Raw genomic sequence first — 21168 nt, 5'->3', positions numbered from 1 at the left:
CTTAAGCAGTTGCTTCAGTTTGTGCGGCAGACTTGTTGTAAGCTTTTGCTAATGAAGCAACGCGATCTGAAGGTTGTGCACCTTTTGCGATCCACGCATTGTACGCTTCCATGTTTAGGCGTACTGCTTCTTCAGACTCTTTAGCGAGTGGGTTAAAAAAGCCGATGTTTTCAATATAGCGACCGTCACGCGCGCGGCGTTGATCAGCAACAACTACTTGATAAAATGGGCGTTTCTTGGCACCGCCCCGTGCTAAACGAATAACAACCATGTGAATTCTCTCTTTCGCAGGTATACCAAAAAGGGCATAATTATATCACAGTCTTTATTTGTTGAAAACATAAACTGTGCATATTTAATTATTTATTAACAATAGCTTAAATACCAGTCTGTGTAAAATATAATTGTCGATAGGCGTTTTTTAAATGCGCACAGTAGCCACTTCATACAAACAAATTAATTACGTATCAAACTGTCTTTAAACCAAACTAGGCATCAAGCGAATTATGCATAAGTGATTTTATTTTGATCTTAAGTATTTAATGGTTATCCTTGGTGAGTACTATAAAGGTACTATTCATTGGATGTGGTATTCTATGATTATTGTAGCTTGCTTGGTTTTACACATACTCAAGGTATCAGTTGGACTTTCTTAGCCGCGGTACAGCGGTTTAACCCCAGACCAAACCCAACACAGTATCTCTCAATCTGCTGGATTTATATGATCACACCAAACTCAAAGCCACGTCGCAAAGGTTGGCTACCAAGCTCTTACTCCAACACTTGGCTGACGACCTTGATGGTCTCTTTTATTGTTCTTATCAGTGTGGGTTTGTCAATTCTATTTTTTTGGCGCAGTCTATATCTACCAGAGCTCAAAAATCACGCCCGTTATTTGACGAGTGAGCTGCGCTTAATCAATAGCGTTAATAAAGACTGGCAGTACCGCCCTGATATCCGTCAGTGGGTTTATCAGCATTCTCACGTCGTCGTCGTCAACAATCCCAGTGATTTCCCTGAAGTTGCTGATAAGGCGTTTGTCGGTTTCTTTACTGACGTGCTTCAGCGTGAGATTGGTGCACAGCTGGGTCGACCTGTCGAAGTGTACTTTAAATTTAAGCCAACGCCGCAGCTTTGGGTACAGGACAGCCGCGACGACAGTTTTTGGATTCGTGAGCCAGTAGTTTACTATTCACAGTACAGTCCGACATTGCTCGTACTGTTCTTGATTGGGTTGCCGATATTATCCCTACTGACCATTATTTTGCTTGCACGGCAACTCAATCGCCCGTTACGTTATTTGCAGCGTGCAGCGACCAATTACATTCGTTTAGGACACGCTACCACTTTACCTACGCAAAAGGGCCCTACTGAGATACGTCAAGTAAATATGGCTTTTAACCGTCTGTTTACGACATTAAACCAAGCGCAAAAAGAACGGACAATTATGCTTGCTGGTATCTCACACGACTTGCGTACGCCATTGACTCGTATGCGTTTGACTGCCGAGATGCTGCCAGATGATTTCTTTCGTGAAGGGTTGATTTACGATATTGAAGACATGGATGCCATTTTGGAGCAGTTCATCTCGTTTATGAAAGACGGCTCTGATGAGCCCGTCAGCCTAACCAATTTGGATACGATATTTAATGAAATCATGGTGCAATTTGCTCCGATGAAATTTATATATCAATCAGAGTGTAATAAGGTCGTTCCGGTGCGCCCCTTATCTATCAAACGTCTGATTATCAATCTCATCAACAATGCCAATCGCTATGGTAAACCACCGATTTATCTTTCAGCCACAGTAATACCTACGTTTATAGAAACGGCTCCAGAAGAAGATAGCGATGTGGTCAGTGAGAACGTAGTCACCCAAGAGGCGCAAGAGCAATTGATGATTTGTGTGCGGGACTGCGGTAACGGGGTAGCAGAGGATCAGTTAGAGCGGATTATGCAACCGTTTGAGCGTGGGGAGACCGCACGTACGACGCAAGGTAGTGGGTTAGGACTGGCTATCGTCGATCGTATCGCAAGGTTACATCACGGTACGGTGGAGGCCATTAACCATCCTGATGGCGGGCTACAAGTATGCGTACGCATACCCCTACTCTCCAAAGTTACTGGAGATAATACCATCGCAGCTGATACGGTCGATACCTCTGCAACCGAGAATGCTACAGCAAATAAAGAAACGCGATAAAACTGTCGCCCATATATATCGAGTGACAGCCGCTCAGTCTCTTGTACCAATAATAGGCGGGAGATACTCAGCACCATTGGTGAAGGTGAGTGGCTGCGTCATTTCCTCTTGTGCTGCCTTCAGCGTTTGGGTCGTTAAAGGCTGCTTTAAGAACAAATGATAACCCAATGTTATTGCGTTCAACAGCACTAGCCCTCCAAATAAATATGGCATCCTTTGCCCTCCTATATTATCAAGCTATTTTAGAAATATATGGTAAACGCATCATCTCATTACCAAAATGTCTGTAATCAAACCTGTTTAACCATAGTTCTTGTATTGCTCAACATGGTTACGAGGAGCAATTATTTAGTATCAAAATCGCGTTCGCTTCTCTCTTGCGTCAACTCATCAGCAGCAAGAATCTGGGTCAGCGGTTTGATAGGCCACGTCATCACAAATCTCGCGCCACCAAGCGTATGGCTTTCATCGACTTTCATACTACCATTAAACCAAAAAGCAATGCGCGATACAATTGATAAGCCTAAGCCATAACCACCAGACGCCCGTGTACGACTGTCATCTAAACGTGAAAACGGTATAAATACTTTTTCGCGATCCGCTTCAGAAATACCATGTCCATCATCCTCTACACTGACAAACGCATTGCCTTTTTTGACGCCTGCACTAACGATGATGGTCGTCTCAGCGTAACGCAAAGCATTTCCCGCAAGATTCTGAATCACGCGGTGCAAATAGCGGCGATCTGCAATGGCAGTGACTTTTGCACTTGGTAAATTAGTCACGATTTTAATTGGTTTACCCAATGCATTGGTCTCACGCTCGATTTGCTCAAGTAGCTCTTTGAGATTTACTGGCTCCAAATCTAATTTTGGCGAGCCTTCCTCAAGCTTAGCATAAGTCAAAATCTCATCAATCAGCCCATTAAGTGATTCAATATCTTCATCGATATAATCACGTTGCATGAAGCGCGAGTCCTCATCGTCAGTATCAGCAAGCATATCTACGGCAAACCGAATACGTGCCACTGGCGTCCGAAGCTCGTGTGATACTGCTCGCGTCAGCTCTCGTTGCGACTCAATCAAACGCTTGATATGTGACGTCATGGCATTAAATGTCGCTGACAGACGCGCAATCTCATCTTGCCCAATGACCTGTACTTGAATATCAAGATTGCCTTTACTGACTTCGTTGACACCTACTTGAATCAGCTGTAGCTTACGCTCAAGCGGGAAAATAAGCGCATAAACACCCAAACTGATTAAGAACATACTAATCAGAATCATACTGATGATTAGGTTAAGTGGGAACCAGTTGAACAACGGCACAGGACCAATCAATATCGCCATATCATTGATTTCAGACGGTACCACTACTCTAATAGATGAGTTGCTTTTGCTGCTATTAGTATCTTGCAATGAGATAACCACTTCGTCACGGCGCAAACGCGACATCTGATCTGAATCCAAATCGAGCGTATTGACAGCAGTAAACGCTAAAGGAAAAGAAAATTTCTCCTCTAACTCTGCTAGACGCGCACGCTTATCAGACAAGGTCATCTGATAGGACAAATCATCCAGTAAAAATATTGCGATAGCTCGTACTTGCTGCTCTGTGACTTGCGATATTCGCGCGGTCAACACGTTCTCATTGTCTGGCAGACGATAATACACATCTGCATAGACAGGTTGGCTCATATAACGAACCACTGTGGCATCGTTCTTAAAGCGTCTTAATTCACTGGCAGTAAAGTCTACCTCATCGATAGGGACAATCTTAAACGTTGAACCAAATAGACTACTGGCATCAGACAGCCAATACTCACGATCTTCTTTAGTATCTTGATGAGAGATGCCTTCACTTACTAAATGAAACGCCCCCATCGCCATACTCTCGCGATAGGACTGCACGCGTTCCTTATTGATGGTGTCCATCAATAACTGCGCAAACAATGCTACGCATAAACAGACTATAAGCAGTCCAGCATAGATACGAACAAAAATACTGTGTTTTAAAGAAGAGACTAATGACATACGTGCCGTGACCAACTTAATAGATAGAGAGTGCCGATATCATTCGCTACATAGTGAGCGCCATATACTGATATCGAGTATTATCAAATAGAGATAGACTTTGACTAATGCAGTCTAATTAATCTGCAATAATCGCCCAAATATAGATACAAGTCACCCATATTCGATCAGTGTCTATAATAATGGGTTAATTAAACCACATAACACTGCATTTAAGTTCAAAAGTTAAAATTTAGCCACAAAAAAACCAGCAAAGATGCTGGTTTTTTTCGAAAATGACTAATAATTAATCACTACGTAGATGCAGTAATCTTAGTTGCCTTCTTTCACAAACAGATAACCTTTACTACGTACGGTTTTGATACGCTTTGGATTTTCTGGATCATCACCGATTTTTGGACGAATACGTGAAATACGCACATCAATTGAACGATCCTGACCATCATACTCAATACCACGTAGACGCTCAAAGATATCTTCACGAGATAAAATGCGACCTGCGTTAGAAGCAAGTAACCACAATAGATCATATTCAGCGCTAGTAAAATCAACCAGCTCATCACCTAGATTGACTGAGCGACCACCGTTGTCAATGACTAACTCGCCAAACTCTAAACGCTGCGGCACATCTTCTGATGGTGCGTTTTCTGAACGACGTAATAAAGCACGGATACGAGCGAGCAATACGCGCGGCTGAGCAGGTTTGGCGACATAATCATCAGCACCCATCTCTAGACCCAATACTTGATCCATATCTTCGGTACGCGCAGTCAGCATCAAAATAGGATTTTGATAGTGCGGGCGAACTTCACGGCAAACTGTCAATCCGTCGCTACCAGGTAGCATGACATCAAGTACGACCATATCTGGTTGTTCATTGACAATGCGGCGAATAGCACGGTTACCGTCAGTTTCAATTGCCACTTCTAAACCATTTTTGACCAAGTAATCTTGAGTCAACATGGCCAGACGCTCATCATCTTCAACAATCAGGATTCGGGGGGTGTTGTCTTCTTCAGTCGTTGTCATTGTTATATCCTCTAATACATCTAATTTAAAAGCAGTAAAAGTAAGAGCGGTAAAATTAATAGCACCATAAAGCGGTACAATTGATGTTCGTATAGCTGTTACAAACTTGGTAGCACAGTATACTATTAAACCTACAGCTTCCTATACTATAGCTGATAGTCGTTAACAAAACCTATAAACTACCTCTAATAAAACTTTAGTTTGCGTCCAAGAATAATCCTACCTATCTCAATAATAGGCAGTAATTTAGTTTTCGTTAAATACTTACGACCAGAGCGCATCTTAATAACCAATGTTAGTGTCTTACATCGCACAGACGCACCACAGTATCACTCCATACTTACGATATTTCATAGTCTAATATAACCACATATCACCCTTACTGCTAGTGGCATTTTAAGGAAATTCAATATTATCTTGTTCTCAAACGATAATTAACGGAGGCTCATAAAATACTTATCTGTCCAAACACTGATATAAGTAAAAGTAGCAGCCATAGCATTGGCAAATTCAAACTGACAGACATAAAAAAGCAGCCCATATAATGGACTGCTTTCTGTCTTCAACTACACTGTTAGCTTCAGATTATTATCTATAACTAACAGTGATAAATTACACGCGATTTTTGTACTTGCGAATAGTCTGTAGCTGTCCTACTGACTCTGCAAGTGAGGCTAAAGCTGCATTAGTCTGTAGTGTATCAGACTGGTTTACTAGCATTTGCTCAGCTTTCTTGCGAGCTTCGACAATCTTACTTTCATCAAGATTGCTTGCACGCATAGCGGTGTCAGCCAATACGGTAACCATCTTAGGTTGTACTTCTAATACACCACCTGAGACATAAATTATTTCTTCTTCACCGTTTGGTGTTTGCACTCGCATTGCACCTGGCTTTAACAAAGTAATAAGCGGTGTGTGACCTGGCAATACACCAATCTCGCCTTCGGTACCAGTAGCTATTAACATGCTAATTTCGCCTGAATACAACTCTTCACGAGCACTTACGACGCGACATTGTAACGTTGCCATACTTAATTCCTTACCATCAAAGCGCGATCAAAAAACAGTAAAACTGCGATGCGTTACTGAAGAGTAGATACAAGAGTTATGTTGTATCTACTCATTAGCTCATGCTCATACAGCTTACGCTGCAGAAGACTTCATTTTTTCAGCTTTAGCGACAACTTCATCGATGCTACCAGCCATGTAGAATGCCTGTTCTGGTAGGTCATCGTATTCACCAGCGATGATTGCTTTGAAGCTAGCAATAGTATCGCGTAATGGTACGTATTTACCAGGTGCACCAGTGAAGACTTCAGCAACGTGGAATGGCTGAGACAAGAAGCGCTGAATCTTACGAGCACGATAAACAACCAGTTTATCTTCTTCTGATAACTCGTCCATACCCAAGATAGCGATGATGTCTTTAAGCTCTTTATAACGCTGTAGAACTTCCTGAACACCACGAGCAACATTGTAATGCTCTTCGCCGATCACTTGTGGATCTAGCTGACGTGACGTTGAATCGAGTGGATCAACCGCAGGATAGATACCTTGTGATGCGATATCACGGCTTAGTACGACCGTTGCATCCAAGTGAGCAAACGTTGTAGCAGGTGATGGATCAGTCAAATCATCCGCTGGTACATATACCGCCTGAACTGACGTGATAGAACCTGACTGAGTTGACGTAATACGCTCTTGCAGCATACCCATCTCTTCAGCTAGTGTTGGCTGATAACCAACCGCTGATGGCATACGACCAAGCAGGGCTGATACTTCTGTACCGGCTAGTGTATAGCGATAGATGTTATCAACAAACAATAATACGTCACGACCTTTGCCAGTGGCAGGATCTTTGGTATCACGGAAGTACTCAGCCATAGTCAAACCAGACAGTGCAACACGTAAACGGTTACCCGGTGGCTCATTCATCTGGCCATATACCATTGCTACTTTAGACTTACTAAAGTCTTCAGTGTTTACAACGCCAGCTTCCTGCATTTCGTGATAGAAATCGTTACCTTCACGAGTACGCTCACCGACGCCCGCAAATACTGACAAACCTTCATGTTTTAGAGCGATGTTGTTGATCAGCTCCATCATGTTAACGGTTTTACCAACACCAGCACCACCAAATAGACCAACTTTACCACCTTTAGCGAACGGGCAAAGTAGATCAATAACTTTAATACCAGTCTCTAGCAGCTCAGTGCTGTTTGACTGATCCGCGTAGCTTGGCGCTTCACGGTGGATAGACCATTTTTCGTCAGCAGCAACAGGACCTTCTTCATCGATAGGACGACCAAGAACATCCATGATGCGACCTAGCGTACCAGTACCTACAGGCACAGAAATCGGTGCACCAGTGTTGGTAACAGGTAGGTTACGCTTTAAGCCTTCGGTTGAACCCATTGCAATAGTACGTACAATACCATCACCCAGCTGTTGCTGTACTTCTAGGGTGGTTTCGGTACCATCTACTTGCAAGGCATCAAAAATCTGAGGAACTTCATTACGGTTGAACTCAACGTCAAGAACCGCGCCAATAATCTGTACAATACGACCGCTACTCATTGCGTTCTCCTTGAACTTCTATATATAGGTGTAGTCAATTATGAAACAGCAGCAGCACCGCCAACGATTTCCGAGATTTCTCGGGTAATCGCCGCTTGACGCAGCTTGTTATAAACCAACTGTAAATCGTTAATAAGGTCACCAGCATTATCTGTTGCCGCTTTCATCGCAACCATACGTGAAGACTGCTCAGAGGCAATGTTTTCCATTACCGCTTGATAAACAATCGACTCAATATAGCGACCAAGCAATTCATCAATCAATGTCTTGATATCAGGCTCGTAGATATAATCCCAGCTAAGTTCTGTCTGTAGACCACTGTCTTCATCATCAAATGACTGCTCTGGTAGAGGAACCAACTGATTGACCGTTGGTTTCTGAGTCATCGCATTGACGAATCGGTTATAGACCACATAGATACGGTCAATATTGCCGTTACTATAGTCTTCAAGCATCGCTTGAACTGGTGCATTCAACTGCTCAAACGTTGGTTTATCGCCATAATCGGTCACAGCCGATGTGACTTTACCACCAAAATTTTTGAAGAAGCTCACACCTTTGGCACCGATGACTGCAAACTCAGCTTGTACTGACTGATCTTGATAATCTTGGATACTTTTAGATAAAGCTTTGAATAGGTTAATATTCAAGCCACCCGCTAGGCCACGGTCAGAGGTAATGACGATATAGCCAACCTTATTGACTGGACGCGATACCATATACGGATGTTTGTAGTCTGATGAGGCATGCACCAAATGTGAAATAACCCGGCGCATACTATCAGCATACGGGCGACCCACTTCCATGCGCTCTTGAGCACGGCGCATCTTACTTGCCGCTACCATTTGCATAGCACGAGTAATTTTCTGGGTGCTTTTAATACTGGTGACTTTGGCACGTATCTCTTTTAAGCTTGCCATAATGATTCCAATATAAGAGGGTTAAAAAGCATTGGCGCATGCGACAATCATTTGATATGCAACATCACTCTTATAGAATAACATTTTATATCTTGTGGCATTACGCGATCTAATACCGGTAATGGTTAAAACAGTGGCGCAAATATCTAGTCAGACAACGCGCCACTTTTCAAACGACAGTTATAACCATTTCGGCTTAACCCGTTAAATTAATAACTGTGATTTTGTTTAAAGGTCTCTAACGCTGACTTTAAACGACCTGCGATATCATCATTGTAGTTCGCAGTGTCATCAATCTCACGCATCAATTCACTTTGCTCATCATGCATATAGCGCAAGTATGCTTCTTCAAAAGAACCAATCTTTTCAACAGGAACGTCAGCTAAGAAGCCTTCGTTTGAAGCATAGATAACGGCTGCTTGCTCAGAGATTGACATCGGCTGGTATTGCTTCTGCTTCATCAATTCAGTTACACGCTCACCATGATCAAGCTGTTCGCGAGTTGCGTCATCAAGATCTGAGGCAAACTGAGCAAATGCTGCTAGTTCACGATACTGAGCTAGAGCAGTACGAATACCACCAGATAGCTTTTTGATGATCTTAGTCTGAGCGGCCCCGCCCACACGAGATACCGAGATACCAGCGTTGACTGCTGGACGGATACCTGAAGCGAATAAACTAGACTCTAGGAAGATCTGACCATCAGTGATTGAGATCACGTTAGTCGGTACGAATGCAGAAACGTCACCGGCTTGGGTTTCAATAATAGGCAATGCGGTTAAAGAACCAGTTTTACCTTTCACTTCACCGTTAGTGAACTTTTCTACATAATCAGCGTTTACGCGTGATGCACGCTCAAGTAAACGTGAGTGTAAATAGAATACATCACCAGGATAAGCTTCACGACCTGGCGGACGACGTAGCAATAGTGAAATCTGACGATAAGCAACCGCTTGCTTTGATAAATCATCAAATACAATCAATGCATCTTCGCCGCGGTCACGGAAGTATTCGCCCATCGTACAACCTGAGTACGGTGCGATATACTGTAGTGCGGCAGGCTCTGATGCTGAAGCAACCACAACAGTGGTATATTCTAATGCACCAGTTTGCTCAAGTTTACGTACCACGTTAGCGATGGTCGAACGTTTCTGACCGATAGCCACGTACACGCACTTAATGCCAGATGATTTCTGTGCGATGATCGCATCGATAGCCATCGCTGTTTTACCAGTCTGACGGTCACCAATGATAAGCTCACGCTGACCACGACCGATTGGAATCATGGTATCAACGGCTTTATAACCGGTCATTACTGGCTGATCTACTGACTGACGATCGATAACGCCTGGAGCGATCTTTTCGACTTTGTCAGTCATTTTGGCATCGATAGGACCTTTGCCATCAATAGGATTACCCAAAGCATCAACAACACGGCCTAGCAGCTCAGGACCTACGGGTACTTCAAGAATGCGACCAGTACAATAGGCTTTTTGACCTTCTTGTAACTTTAGGAAGTCACCTAGTACTACTGCACCAACAGAATCACGCTCTAAGTTAAGCGCCATTCCATAGACTTCACCTTCAAACTCAATCATTTCGCCGTACATGGCATCTTCAAGACCATGAATCTGCACGATACCGTCAGATACTTTGACAATCGTGCCTTCATTCTTTGCAGTTGCACCCGCATCAAGGTCTTGAATACGCTGCTTAATCAGGTTACTGATTTCCGCTGGATTCAATTGTTGCATTGCCTTGTTTCCTTTAATTTATGATAACCCGCCCACTGACTTAAATGCTCTTACTATCACGCAGATTGTATTATATGTCTGCGCCGATACATGGCATTAGGCAGTTAGCTGTGTTTTTAACTGTTGTAACTTGCCGCGCATCGAATCATCAATGACTTTATCACCGACTTTGATTGTAGCGCCTGCCAATAGGCTTGGATCAACTGTTTCGTGAATCACTACACTCGCATTTAGCGAGGTAGCAAGACGCGTTTGTAGCATTTGACGCTGTTCATCAGTCAATGGATAAGCAGAGGTCACATATGCGTCAAGCTGCTTTAAGCTTACTGCCTTATGACGGCGATAATGCTCATAAACTTCAGGAAGCAGCGCTAGACGCTCTTGTTCTGATAACTGTTTAACGAAATTGCTAAGTGCTACTGATACTTTTGGATAGCTGGCGTTGCTGCCAAGGTTATTACCTTGAGCATCATCTAATAACTGCTTAAGAGCAGAGTCATTAGCGCTAGCTACTTGCGTATCATAAAGATCGACCAAAGCAGCTGACTTATGCTCAGCAGAAACAGCTGGATTGTCTAGCCAAGTACTGAACGACTTGTCATCGACAACAGTGCTAGCAACAAGCAAGAAGTTTTCCCACTCATTTACTGCGCCGTTTTCGTTGGCATAGTCAAACGCGGCTTTAGCGTACGGTCGTGCTAAGGTTGATAAGTCAGCCATTATATCCTCACAATTACAGCTTCGCCGCCAGTTGGTCTAACATACTGGCATGTTTTTGCGCATCGACTTTGTCTTGCAAAATCTTTTCTGCACCAAGTACAGCCAGCTCAGCAACTTGGGCACGTAATGATTCACGTGCTTGATTGATTTCTTGATCAATAGATGCTTGAGCTTGTTGACGAATACGCTCGCCTTCCGCTTGGGCTTGCGATTTTGCATCTTCGACAAGCTGATTAGCACTTTTGTTGGCTTGCTCGATTAATGCAGCAGCCTTGGTCTTTGCAAGATCAAGTTCCTGCTGGACACTTTGCTCCGCGGTCGCCAAATCTGCTTTTGCTTTTTCTGCGGCATTTAAGCCATCTGCGATTTTACGCTGACGCTCATTGATGGCACCGATAAGTGGTGGCCACACGAATTTCATGCAAAAAACCACAAATATTGCAAAAGCAATGGCTTGACCGACGAGGGTAAAATTGATATTCACGTGATCACCTCTTTGTTAATGAAAAATCAGTTTCATTGATCATGTTTGGCAGTCAAATCTTGACTATATGTGATAGAAAATTCTTGAGTACCAAACATTTACAACTGAGCTTTCGGATTAACCTGCTAGAGGGTTAGCGAACAACAATAGCATAGCAATACCAACACCGATCATCGGAATAGCATCAAGAAGACCTGCTACGATGAACATACGAGTTTGCAACTGTGAGCCAAGCTCTGGTTGACGTGCAACACCTTCTAAGAATTTGCCACCTAGAATAGCAAAACCAATACCTGTGCCAAGTGCGCCAAGACCGATAAGTAGTGCTACTGCGATAACTGTGTAACCACCTAATACTGGATCCATTGATGTATCCTCATTTACCTATTGAATGTCTAATTAATGTTCAGTTGATGATGCAAGCGACATATAAACTATCGTCAGCATCATGAATACGAACGCTTGAAGTGTAATAACTAAGATGTGGAAGATAGCCCACGGTACCGATAACGCCCATTGAATCCAAAATGGCATTAGAGCAATCAGTATGAAAATCAATTCCCCAGCATACATGTTACCGAATAGACGTAGACCAAGTGATACAGGCTTAGCTATTAGAGTAACTGCTTCTAGGATGAAGTTGATCGGGATCAAAATCGCTTGTACGATTGGGTTTTTGGCACCAAACGGATGTAGTGTTAACTCACCGATAAAGCCGCCCAAACCTTTTTCTTTAATGCTATAAAAGATAATCAGTGCAAAGACAGAGAACGACATGCCAAGCGTAATGTTAGGGTCAGTCGTTGGAACAATCTTGAAGAAAACATGATCTGGATCATGGCCCATAGCGGCACCGATCTGTCCAGCTAGACCTGGAATAAAGTCAACCGGTATCAAATCCATCAAGTTCATCAAGAAGATCCAGACAAAAATAGTCAACGCCAGTGGCGCGATCAATTTTGAGGTACCACTGTAAGAATCACGAACGTTGTTATCAACAAACTCAACGATCATCTCAACCGCTGCTTGAGTTTTACCTGGTACGCCTGAGGTTACTTTTTTGGCAACCATCCAAAAGACGGCACAAAATAAGATTCCTAGACCGATTGACCATAGCATAGAATCAAGATGGATAGCATTAAAGCCCATTAACCCTGCTTCTTCAGCATTGTAGGCAACTTTCCAACCTTCGCCCGGCAAGTAGCCGTACGTCCAGTTCGTTAAGTGGTGAGAGATATATTCTGATGATGTTTGCTCGGATGCCATAATGTAAGCTTCTTATTAATCAACGATTTAATCAACTACCAAAAATATGGTTGTCATCTGATGGGTTTAGCGTTTTTATTTGTGGTGCTATTAAGCAAGCAAATAAATCATACTAAAGCGCCCATGTAACCAATAACATCCAACCCATAGTTCTATTGCTAATGCTATATCTGATAGCGTGACATAAATTTTAGCTATCAAAAAAGGGCTTATGATAACTCAGTAATAGCCCTTGCATTTTTATACGCAAAATTATTATACATGTGCTTGCCTATTGGCCGTTTTTACGACCGACGCTCAATGTAGCGTTTATAAGCAAAATATTTAGCTGCCTATATTAATGCAGCGTTGTATTCGTGTAAAGTCTATTATGATCTTATTATCCATTGTATGAATAAGTTAGCTGACAACAACGATTGCTAATATAGCTTTTCGTTCATAATTAAACTGTAAAAAGTTCATTATTAATGACAGTTATGGCTGCGTCCGCCCTACCCTATCATTGTGTCGTTGCATACTGCGCCTAACGTAGAGGCTCATACTTCGGTCTTCATGATCATTAGTGCTGCCATAAGACAGTTTTGTGCTTTGACTTTCCGAACTAGTCATAGAGAAGTTGGACGGCAGGGTGACTTGCCAGTACTATTAATAAATCATCTAATCATTTATTAGCGCTAGCGTATATGCCACAACATCCAACTGTGACTAATTTGCATTACCATAAAACCGATAAACAACGCAGGCGCAGATAGGGGTTGTACGGTAATAAAAATTAGTGCGAAACCAAACACGGTCAACAGCCACTTTGCCATCTGACCTCGATATAGCTGGCTAACGATATGTTGGCGCGCGCGATATCCTGTGTACCAAAAGATAAAAAAAGCAAATACGGCTTGAGTCGTGAAACTGAGCAATGCCCCGATTGCGGCGCTTTTTGCTACTGTAAGCTCACTACGTAACCAAGTAGTATCTACCATCCAAGCAACAATGATAAAAATAAACAATATCCATGCTTGCCGTTTGATATAGATGCCAATCTTATCTTTTTGCGTGCGTTTGGCAGGCTTGGTCATCGATATTCCTATAGCCTTTCAGCATTGGGACAATATAGCATACTTGCCATATTTTTATCCGTGAATGACTTACTCTACAGGCATTACCTTTAAACCAAAATAAAACGCCACTTATTATAAGGAGACCATTACTATTAAGCAAGTAAAATATGACCTTTATCAGTCACCTAACTCACAGACTTACGACGATGGCGTGTTTTCATCTATCAAAATCAAATCACGCCATTACTTGAACATCTCTATATGACCCGTGGTGTAGTGTATATCACGTTTATGATGTTATACATTGATTGATTTGCTGGGCCATAGTTTGCCAACTGCTAACAAAATCTTCGCTGTTGTTGCTCATATCTTCGACTTGGATGGTTGTATTAACTGGCTGTAACTTAGCAAGCAAACCTTTTGAAACACTACCTTGGTTGACCATACACATTTGCTCAACAGGACGGTTTTTATTTAACCAAAGTAGCTGGCTGGCTTTTGGAGAGATATGATGATCGGGGCTTAGACTACCTGCTAATTTTATATGCGCCGCTTTTTCAATATATTGATAAGCGTCATGATATACCCAGTAAGGGCGATCTGTCTGTGTGCCTTGCTGTACGTCAGCAACGGCTTTATCCATACGTTCAGCAAACTTTTTGACATTGGCTTGATAAGTACTTGCATGCTCTGGATTAGCATGGCTATGAATCACAGCTAGTGCACGGGTAATGGCTTTGGCATTTTCAGGATCGAGCCAAATGTGCGGATCTAGCGTACCTTCAATCGCCTCGCCTTTTACATCACGCAGCGGATAACGGTTAAAGGCATCAAACTCAAACATAGCAATGGCGTTGGGTGCATTTTTCAAACTACCCGTTAGACTATTTTCTAATGCAGGCCCAAACCAAACAACAAATTTACTGTCTTTAATAGCTTTCATATCACTTGGACTAACGCTACCATGATGCCCAACATCGCCTGCCTGTAGAATTCTATTGGCCGATGGTGTGCCATCAGTGACCGCTTCACTAAGTAAAAACATCGGATAGTTGCTCACACTGACCGTCGCAGCTTGCGTACTTAATGTAAAAGATCCTATCACTAGTCCTGTAATCAGTAAGCGTTGTAGCATGATGATTGAGCGTCGAAAATAAGTAACAATAGCGTTCATAGCAAGCTCTTTGGTTAATGAGTCATTCTTTATTTAAAGTCGTTCTTTAGTTAACAAGTAACCACAATGCGAATCATCGTTTTTATTGTAAGGCTCCTTTTAAGAAGGAGACACACATATGGGAACAGCGTGTCTGGCTGTCTGTAGCGGCTTTAAAACAGCTGATTCGGATCTGTAGTTATAGTTTCAGCTTTATTATGTTATACTATAACAACAAAAAACGCTATCATAAAAAACGTCATACGATTACCATGCTATTTTTAGGAGCCTATACTATGTCTACTACTCCGTCACTCTGTGAGCATTTGCATGATGTGCAAGATTTGACTGCGCATGACGTTACTGAGCGATTGCTAGCCGCAAAGGAGCACTGCCGCTTGAATGGGGCACGGTTTACGCCGCTACGCCAGCAGATATACCAGTTGGTACTAGAATCTGATCAACCTGTTGGCGCTTATGACTTAATCACTCAATTACAGCAAATGCGACTGTCTGAAACAGATGATATATCGAAGACGCCTGTGGACGAACCAGCTGTTAAGAAGCGCACCCCCAAAAACGTTGCGCCACCAACCGTTTATCGCAGCTTAGAGTTTTTGTTGAGCGAAGGGTTGATTCATCAGCTGACGTCTATCAACGCTTATGTTCCTTGCTGTCATCCCAGAGCACGGCACACGGCCGCCTTTTTAATATGTGATCAGTGTCAGCGGGTTCAAGAGTGTAGTAGTTTACCGGTACAAGAGATGATGAGCTTTGCTGAGCAAGATGTAGGCTTTGTCGTTGAGCGCAGCGTGATCGAACTCAGTGGCCGGTGTCAGGCTTGTCAGTAACATATAAATTCAGCGACCCGTCAATACTGCCTACCTTTCTTTTAATACTGTTCTATTGGTTCTTAACACTTATATTCTGGTTATCCCTCCCCTTTACTTATCTATTTGTTGTCATATTATGAGCCTGTCTACCCTACCCTCTAATCGGCCAGTTGCCCCTATTATGGATAAAAATATTGTGAACGATGCTAGTCAACTGCTGAGCCTACGCAATATCAGCTATTATATTGGGCCGCAACGTCTTCTCTCGAACATTGATATCGACATTGCAACCAACGAAACCGTGAGTCTCGTTGGGCCTAACGGGGCTGGAAAATCTACACTGGTCAAACTCATCTTAGGTTTAATTGACCCGACCAAAGGCAGCATCACGGCACACCAACCACTACAGCTTGGCTACGTACCACAGCGATTTACCGTACCGCCAATATTGCCATTGCGAGTCAGCGACCTATTGGATCAAGCAGATAAAAAACGTCTTACCGCTGAGCAGCGCCAGTTTATCTTTGATAATTTATCGTTAACACACTTATTATCGCGACAAATGTTGCATTTATCGGGCGGAGAGGCGCAGCGAGTGTTGCTTGCCCGAGCATTGTTAGACAAACCCAACTTATTGATTCTGGATGAACCTATGCAAGGGCTTGACCCTGATACAGAGGTTTGGCTGTATCAGTTTATCGATAAATTGCCAGATTTTTTACGTTGTGCCATGTTGGTGATATCCCATGATTTGCACTGGGTTATGAGAGGCAGTCGACGTGTTATCTGTCTCAATAAGCATATTTGCTGCGAAGGAAAACCCAGCGAGCTAGCCATCAGTACCGAGTTTAAAAAGTTGTTTGGTCATTATTATGAACAACCTTACGTGCATCAGCCACATGCTTGCCAGCACCATGCACCAAACGAGCTCGAACTATAACCCTTAGCATCACATACTCTATAGCTTAGCTGTATTGGTTTCAATGTTTTGACATTTAGCAGTGCAGTATTAAGCTCTATAAAATTTCATGGATATTTATTATGACCTCATGGTTAGCTATTATCGCTCCTGCTTGGATCGCTGGCAGTATTTTAGCGCTACTATCGGCACCTTTAGGTTGTTTGGTATTGTGGCGACGTATGGCCTTTTTTGCTGATGCGTTAGCACATGGTACTTTGCTGGGCGTAGCTCTAGCAGCTTGGTGGCAGATGCCAATGGGAATTGGCGTTGCGTTAGTCAGTATCGCAGTAGTGTTAGGGCTGGTTTTGATTGATGATGAGCGTTTGCCTGCTGATGCAGTGTTGGCCGTTGTTGCGGTGTCATTGCTGTGTTTGGGTTTGTTGACCTTGACCCAGCTGACAGACCAACAAGCCAATGTGCTTGGTTTTTTATTCGGTAATTTACTGGAGCTTGGTTGGGATGAGTTGCCCCTACTCGCAGGGTGCGCACTCGTAGGCTTAAGCCTGCTCAGTTATATTTGGCCCGCTCAAATCAAACTGGCCACCCACGAGGCATTGGCGCGTATCCAAGGTATTAATCCGACCCGTCAGCGGCTGTTTTTTATGGGCTTACTTGCAGGGTTCTGTGCCGTTGCTTTACAAGCCGTTGGTAGCTTATTAATCAGTGGGCTACTGGTATTGCCTGCATTGACTGCCCGCTTATGGTCATCATCACCAAAACAAATGGTGATTATCGCATTTATCATCGCTCAGCTGGGGGTGACACTGGGTGTATGGGGAAGTATCTGGTTAGATATTCAAACGGGCCTCTCTATTGTATTGATATTAGCAGCTTTATTTTTTATCGCTCTGATTTTTTCGAAGCTAACCAAAATAAAATTTCGTTCAGCACGTCATCCATAGTTCATTGGCGTTCAGGCTGTAATGAAGATTTCTAGAAACTTTGTTCAACTTTATTTCACCAATATTACTAGAGCTTTAACTGGCTTTATGTTATAAAATTGGTTTACCACTGCGCGTCGCGATTCACTATTGTGACTCGTCACCAATCGGTGTTGATAACCGTTATAATAGGCACATGTACCATTAAAAATAGTAGATCATTTATCCACACTCGTTCTCACAATGACCATTGTTTTGATTCGATAAGGGACTGACCCAATGCCAAGCTATCCTGTCAATAAGATCAGTACGCCCGATGAACAGATGAATATTTTACAAATCACTGATTTGCATTTATCCACGCCTGTCGCTGCTGATATTGATAGCAGTGGTTACAACGATGCTGGCAATTGTCAGCGCAGCTTTGAGACAGTACTCCAGCAAGCACTGAGTGAAGATATTCGCTGCGACTTGATCATTGTGACCGGCGATCTGGTGAATAAAGTAAGGCTGTCAACCTACGACCACATATTTGCTGTCCTACAAGCGACTCAAATCCCTTTTGTTTGTATCGCTGGCAATCATGACGTGACTGACGAGGAGGGCGAACACCTACCGTTTTTTCAGAGGTCGCTCGTTGCCCAGCCAGCTGACTCACGTCTGCTCAGCCGGCATAGGATTGAGGGAGATCACTGGCAATTACTATTGCTAGACTCATCGATTACAGGCAAGGTAGCAGGTGAAGTAACAACCACTGATATTGATTGGCTGTGCGAATGTCTTGATGCCTGTGATAAGCCAGCGCTCGTTGCTCTACACCACCACATCATACCAGTGGATTCTGACTGGATTGATACCCATATGGCAACAAACACGGAGAGTTTTTGGGAGCATATGGCGCCTTTTGAGCATCTACAAGTCATTATTAGTGGTCACACTCATCAAGAGCAAGTTCGTTATCGCCAAGGGGTTACCGTCTATAGCACACCGTCTACCTGCTACCAGTTCAAACCTTATTCGCACGATTTTGCTTATGATGAAAGTGGCCTACCAGGCTACCGCTGGTTGCAATTAGCCAACAATGGAAAGGTTGCAAGCTGGGTTGAAAGACTGGATACTTAATGGCCATATTTTTTACTACAGATAATAGCTCCACCCCTTGCCCACTATGAGCTTAGCCTATATTGACCAAGATTGTACAAGTTAATGAATTAAGAAAAAACGAGATCAAAATAAAAAATAACTTCATTATTACTATAAACAATGATACAACTTGTAAAATGAAGCGAGGACGGTCTAATATTTAAAATTAGGCAATAGAATAATAGCTAGGATGGCCAAGAAACCACAAGCTAAGTGTTAATAGTCAATCATTTATAATACGATTTGAGCAGTGCTATTGAACTAAAGATTTGCATAGCAATATACCTGAGTCAGAGTATGCCGATATACTAAAATAACGATATTATTTGATCAGCTGTGTTACTTGTATCACCAAGTGGTAAAACGTTTGATAAAGGGACAACTTATAGCGTTTGTAAAACTGATAACGTCTTGTCTTTTGATACGTCGTTTTATTGAATTAATTTGAAAAAGTAGGATACCCATATGAGCACCGTGACCACGAATCCAAGTGAAGTCAAGTTTACTCCCTATGTGCCAGCCAAAGACGAAGAGTACATGTCTGACGCACAGTTAGAGCATTTTAAGTCAATTTTGTTGGAATGGAAAAACCAACTGATTGGCGAAGCGGATCGTACCAAAAACTACATTCAAGATGAGTCAAGTGCGATGCCTGACATCAATGACCGTGCAACTCAAGAAGAAGAGTTTGCGCTTGCCTTACGTACACGTGATCGTGAACGTAAGCTCATCCGCAAGATCGACAAGTCTATGTTAGAAATCGAAAATGATGACTATGGATTTTGTGAAACCTGTGGTGTAGAGATTGGTCTACGTCGCCTCGAAGCTCGTCCAACAGCCACGCAGTGTATCGACTGCAAAACCTTGTCAGAGATCAAAGAGCGCCAAAACCAAGGGGCTTAAGCGGTATACAGATAACCATACGTAAGCAGAAGCGACCACATCATGGGTCGCTTTTTGCTTTTACAAGACTATCATTTTTCTTAACCACCACCCCTACTCTACTCTCAAATATATGATCGACGCAAAGCTGCCATTACTAACAAAATAATTTCATTTAATAAATATCTTTTGATACCGATCTTTATTATTCTATCTCTATCATTTTTATCGATAGTTATTTATTTTGAAAAATATTTATACTGATACACCAACTGAACCCAGATTATCACAGCCTATTGGCCGTTTTGCGCCATCACCTACGGGTGAGCTGCATCTGGGTTCTTTTACCACGGCACTTGCTAGCTTCTGTCATATAAAATCGCTCGGTGGCCAATGGTTGCTGCGCATCGAGGACACCGATACTGCGCGCTGTGACAAGCAGTTCACTGAGCAGATTTTGATGGATCTAGAAATACTTGGATTGCACTGGGACGGTGACGTCATCTATCAGTCTGAACGTATCGATATTTACAATGACTACCTGTCTTCATCGCTGCGCCCCTTAACCTACGGCTGCCGATGCTCACGCAAAGACTTAGAGCAGTACTGGGCACAAGAAGATATCAATAGACATCATAGCCAGACCCATACTGAAACACCAGTCAATCAAAAACAGCCAAACCGGCAGCGTTATCCAAGGCGCTGTGTGGCAACCCATCTTGATAGGCAGCAGCATAAATTACGTATACAGCTACCAGACTATAAAATCGGTTTTAATGATGGTATTCAGGGTCAGCAATGGGATAATCCACAGCAGACACTAGGAGACATGGTAGCGCGTCGTCAAGATGGTATGATCAACTACATATTAGCCGCCAGTATCGACGATGGTCTACAACAGGTTACTCATATCATGCGTGGTTTGGATATCCTGCCGATGACCACAGCGCAGATCAGTATTATGCAGGCAGCGGGTCTACCAACGATCGACCATTGGTACCACTTGCCGTTAATTAATAATGCAGATGGTCAAAAGCTCTCCAAGCAAAACCTCGCGCAGCCAATAGACACATCGGATCCAAGCCAACTTATCACTGATGGACTGGCACTCCTACGGCAACCAAAAGTCGATGTCGACACGCCAACCAATATGCTCATCCAAGCCATTGCACAGTGGGACAATGCACCGCTACAAGGTATGCAGCAGCTAAATTTACTCTGTTGATGAGAACCAAGGAACCCTTAATAGCAGTAGACAGCAAAAAGCGCCACTA

The 21168-nt window shown here is 43.0% G+C and carries 21 protein-coding genes; 7 read left to right on the top strand and 14 right to left on the bottom strand.

Annotated features, from left to right (window positions below; translation table 11 throughout):
- Position 1 precedes the first annotated feature (1 nt).
- On the bottom strand, positions 2-271 hold the full coding sequence (gene rpsP, locus AC5JPO_RS09580) for a 30S ribosomal protein S16 (RefSeq protein WP_021812802.1): 270 nt from the start codon (positions 269-271) through the stop codon (positions 2-4).
- A gap of 450 nt (positions 272-721) precedes the next feature.
- Between rpsP and AC5JPO_RS09575 the strand changes: the two genes are divergently transcribed.
- Positions 722-2203 carry an ATP-binding protein gene (locus AC5JPO_RS09575; RefSeq protein WP_443526712.1) on the top strand — a complete coding sequence of 494 codons (1482 nt, stop codon included), beginning with the start codon at positions 722-724 and terminating at the stop codon, positions 2201-2203.
- A gap of 33 nt (positions 2204-2236) precedes the next feature.
- Here the strand turns inward: AC5JPO_RS09575 and AC5JPO_RS09570 are convergent, their stop codons facing one another.
- The 13 genes from AC5JPO_RS09570 to AC5JPO_RS09510 all read right to left on the bottom strand — a co-directional run bounded on the left by AC5JPO_RS09570 (position 2237) and on the right by AC5JPO_RS09510 (position 15215).
- Positions 2237-2416: a hypothetical protein gene (locus tag AC5JPO_RS09570; protein ID WP_443526713.1), complete on the bottom strand. Its 180-nt coding sequence runs from the start codon at positions 2414-2416 to the stop codon at positions 2237-2239.
- Positions 2417-2547: 131 nt separating this feature from the next.
- Positions 2548-4236: an ATP-binding protein gene (locus AC5JPO_RS09565; RefSeq protein ID WP_443526715.1), complete on the bottom strand. Its 1689-nt coding sequence runs from the start codon at positions 4234-4236 to the stop codon at positions 2548-2550.
- 312 nt (positions 4237-4548) lie between these two features.
- Entirely contained in the window at positions 4549-5265 is a 717-nt protein-coding gene (locus tag AC5JPO_RS09560) for a response regulator (RefSeq protein WP_058023509.1), read from the bottom strand.
- Positions 5266-5877: 612 nt separating this feature from the next.
- Positions 5878-6294 carry a F0F1 ATP synthase subunit epsilon gene (locus AC5JPO_RS09555; RefSeq protein WP_261869167.1) on the bottom strand — a complete coding sequence of 139 codons (417 nt, stop codon included), beginning with the start codon at positions 6292-6294 and terminating at the stop codon, positions 5878-5880.
- A 114-nt stretch (positions 6295-6408) separates the two neighbouring features.
- Positions 6409-7842 carry a F0F1 ATP synthase subunit beta gene (gene atpD, locus AC5JPO_RS09550; protein WP_443526717.1) on the bottom strand — a complete coding sequence of 478 codons (1434 nt, stop codon included), beginning with the start codon at positions 7840-7842 and terminating at the stop codon, positions 6409-6411.
- A 38-nt stretch (positions 7843-7880) separates the two neighbouring features.
- Entirely contained in the window at positions 7881-8762 is an 882-nt protein-coding gene (atpG, locus tag AC5JPO_RS09545; protein WP_443526718.1) for a F0F1 ATP synthase subunit gamma, read from the bottom strand.
- Between the two features lie 209 nt (positions 8763-8971).
- A complete protein-coding gene (atpA, locus tag AC5JPO_RS09540) occupies positions 8972-10516 on the bottom strand; it encodes a F0F1 ATP synthase subunit alpha (RefSeq protein WP_319052002.1) in 1545 nt (514 codons plus the stop codon).
- Positions 10517-10612: 96 nt separating this feature from the next.
- Positions 10613-11236 carry a F0F1 ATP synthase subunit delta gene (locus tag AC5JPO_RS09535; RefSeq protein ID WP_443526721.1) on the bottom strand — a complete coding sequence of 208 codons (624 nt, stop codon included), beginning with the start codon at positions 11234-11236 and terminating at the stop codon, positions 10613-10615.
- 13 nt (positions 11237-11249) lie between these two features.
- Positions 11250-11720, bottom strand: coding sequence for a F0F1 ATP synthase subunit B (locus AC5JPO_RS09530; RefSeq protein WP_493844142.1), 471 nt, complete (start codon positions 11718-11720; stop codon positions 11250-11252).
- A gap of 117 nt (positions 11721-11837) precedes the next feature.
- Positions 11838-12086, bottom strand: a complete 249-nt coding sequence (atpE, locus tag AC5JPO_RS09525) for a F0F1 ATP synthase subunit C (protein WP_010197960.1) — start codon at positions 12084-12086, stop codon at positions 11838-11840.
- A 33-nt stretch (positions 12087-12119) separates the two neighbouring features.
- On the bottom strand, positions 12120-12986 hold the full coding sequence (atpB, locus tag AC5JPO_RS09520; protein ID WP_443526724.1) for a F0F1 ATP synthase subunit A: 867 nt from the start codon (positions 12984-12986) through the stop codon (positions 12120-12122).
- A 674-nt stretch (positions 12987-13660) separates the two neighbouring features.
- Positions 13661-14059, bottom strand: a complete 399-nt coding sequence (locus tag AC5JPO_RS09515) for an ATP synthase subunit I (RefSeq protein ID WP_443526725.1) — start codon at positions 14057-14059, stop codon at positions 13661-13663.
- 271 nt (positions 14060-14330) lie between these two features.
- On the bottom strand, positions 14331-15215 hold the full coding sequence (locus tag AC5JPO_RS09510) for a metal ABC transporter solute-binding protein, Zn/Mn family (protein ID WP_443526726.1): 885 nt from the start codon (positions 15213-15215) through the stop codon (positions 14331-14333).
- 275 nt (positions 15216-15490) lie between these two features.
- Between AC5JPO_RS09510 and AC5JPO_RS09505 the strand changes: the two genes are divergently transcribed.
- The 6 genes from AC5JPO_RS09505 to gluQRS all read left to right on the top strand — a co-directional run bounded on the left by AC5JPO_RS09505 (position 15491) and on the right by gluQRS (position 21119).
- Complete coding sequence (locus AC5JPO_RS09505; RefSeq protein ID WP_443526727.1) at positions 15491-16045, top strand: transcriptional repressor; 555 nt, start codon at positions 15491-15493, stop codon at positions 16043-16045.
- Positions 16046-16208: 163 nt separating this feature from the next.
- Complete coding sequence (locus AC5JPO_RS09500; protein ID WP_443526821.1) at positions 16209-16967, top strand: metal ABC transporter ATP-binding protein; 759 nt, start codon at positions 16209-16211, stop codon at positions 16965-16967.
- Positions 16968-17068: 101 nt separating this feature from the next.
- Positions 17069-17890: a metal ABC transporter permease gene (locus AC5JPO_RS09495; RefSeq protein WP_493852317.1), complete on the top strand. Its 822-nt coding sequence runs from the start codon at positions 17069-17071 to the stop codon at positions 17888-17890.
- A 258-nt stretch (positions 17891-18148) separates the two neighbouring features.
- Positions 18149-18991, top strand: coding sequence for a metallophosphoesterase (locus tag AC5JPO_RS09490; protein WP_443526730.1), 843 nt, complete (start codon positions 18149-18151; stop codon positions 18989-18991).
- A gap of 486 nt (positions 18992-19477) precedes the next feature.
- A complete protein-coding gene (gene dksA / locus AC5JPO_RS09485) occupies positions 19478-19915 on the top strand; it encodes an RNA polymerase-binding protein DksA (protein WP_319051992.1) in 438 nt (145 codons plus the stop codon).
- Positions 19916-20138: 223 nt separating this feature from the next.
- Positions 20139-21119 carry a tRNA glutamyl-Q(34) synthetase GluQRS gene (gluQRS, locus tag AC5JPO_RS09480; protein WP_443526732.1) on the top strand — a complete coding sequence of 327 codons (981 nt, stop codon included), beginning with the start codon at positions 20139-20141 and terminating at the stop codon, positions 21117-21119.
- The last annotated feature ends 49 nt before the right edge of the window (positions 21120-21168 follow it).

The sequence above is a fragment of the Psychrobacter sp. H25 genome, assembly GCF_059076335.1.
The sequence above is the reverse complement of the archived record's forward strand: the minus strand, read 5'-3'. Positions and strand labels throughout refer to the sequence as shown.